Consider the following 1,009-nt stretch of genomic DNA (forward strand, 5'->3'; position numbering starts at 1 on the left):
CTTCAAAGGTTTGAAGATAATTTTTGTTTATCTTCAGAGGCAATCTGATAGTATCTTTTCATAAGCGCGGAGTAAGTGCTCTAGAATATTTATATGAAGTCTAAGAAGTGCGTTTTATTTAGTTATATTAGATTGAATATATTCAAACAAACCTGGTATTTCTTCATTTTTAAATATATCTATTTTCTCAATAATTTTAATTTTTAATTCTTGCGATAAGTCTTCTCTGTCATCATATACCGTTTCTTTTACATGCTTTTTAATTTTTGACTCCACTGTTTCTAATACTATCATTTCAGTAATCATTTCTTATTCATCTCCTCACTTTTTTCAATAAGGATTTCTTTTAATTGATTTAATGTTTTCTTATGCCAGTATGAAATATTTTGTTCTGTTTGACCAAAGTATTCTGCAATATTTCTATTTGTATATCCCTTCATATAGTAAAGATTTAATATCTCTAACTGCTTTTGACTTAAAATTTTCAACGATTCATATAATATAGGGTTTTTTACCTGAAAAAGGATTTCATTTTTATTTTCATTTTCAATCAAATATTCTTCAGGTGTTTTGGTTGAAGCTGCAATAAAATCCCCCATCGTTACATTAGAGTCATCACTCCCATTGTTGATGGGTTTATCAAAAATAAGCTGGAATCTTTTGTTCCTCTTTTTCACCCTTTTATCATAATCAATTGGATACCTTCGAATCAATCCTGACATATATCCTATAGTTCTATTAAATAGATAGAAATCTCTGAATTTATTATCCAGATGGACGCAATTGTCTTTAACCCCGTCCATTAATTCAAAAAAATCTTTTTTATTTTTTTTATCCTTTAAAAACTCTTTTACTACGGGGTTTTCTAGTATTTCTGGCAAATACTTTTTTATTTCATTTACTACCTTTTGACAATCAGAGATGCCCTCTTCTTTCTTAGCCATTATTCTAGAGCAACAGACATTTCTAGTAACACTATTTGTCATAAAAAATCCCCCTTTTAATATTA

The 1,009-nt window shown here is 28.1% G+C and carries 2 protein-coding genes; both read right to left on the minus strand.

The genetic code is table 11. The annotated features are described in order from the left end of the window. Window positions 1–114 precede the first annotated feature (114 nt). Window positions 115–306 (minus strand): hypothetical protein, encoded by a 192-nt coding sequence (locus WKU33_RS18965; RefSeq protein WP_336253102.1) that lies wholly within the window; start codon window positions 304–306, stop codon window positions 115–117. Further along, window positions 303–1,009, minus strand: a 707-nt coding sequence (locus tag WKU33_RS18970) for a sigma-70 family RNA polymerase sigma factor (RefSeq protein WP_340456134.1), incomplete at its 5' end; no start/stop codon positions are given. The genes WKU33_RS18970 and WKU33_RS18965, both read right to left, overlap by 4 nt.

The organism is Oceanobacillus sp. HCA-5259 (assembly GCF_037892815.1).
Classification (GTDB): Bacteria; Bacillota; Bacilli; order Bacillales; family Amphibacillaceae; genus Oceanobacillus; species Oceanobacillus indicireducens.

Bases quoted from the DNA above. Each gene is read 5' to 3' on its own strand.
- WKU33_RS18965 (WP_336253102.1), bottom strand. From the start codon at position 306: ATGATTACTGAAATGATAGTATTAGAAACAGTGGAGTCAAAAATTAAA.